The organism is Pseudoalteromonas sp. P1-9 (assembly GCF_001399975.1).
Lineage (GTDB): Bacteria > Pseudomonadota > Gammaproteobacteria > Enterobacterales > Alteromonadaceae > Pseudoalteromonas.
Genome location: NZ_LKBD01000166.1, coordinates 1 through 299 on the forward strand (window position 1 = coordinate 1; position 299 = coordinate 299).

Here is a 299-nt window from a genome sequence, read left to right on the forward strand (position 1 = left end):
ACATGGGTTTTACGGGACTCTTGCCATTGTGCTAGATAAGCGTCCTGCTCGGCTTCGCTCTTATCGCGAATGTCTTCAACCATTAACGGCAATGGCCTGGCTTTATAAACCAACTGTAACGGTCGCTCACCGTCCAATTTATACCCGGTTCGTAATAACGGATGGCGCTGCACACAGGCATTGAGTGCTGTTTCAAAATGCGCTTGATGCCAAGGACATTTTAAGTGCATACCGTTTAAGTCATGGTAGGTACCTCTGAACTCGTCCAACTGAGTATGAAATACCATTCCGGCTTGTAA

The 299-nt window shown here is 46.8% G+C and carries 1 protein-coding gene; it reads right to left on the reverse strand.

Annotation, left to right across the window (positions count from 1 at the left end; genetic code table 11):
* A partial coding sequence (locus AN214_RS22035) for a condensation domain-containing protein (protein ID WP_152960867.1) occupies window positions 1-299 on the reverse strand: 299 nt, incomplete at both ends.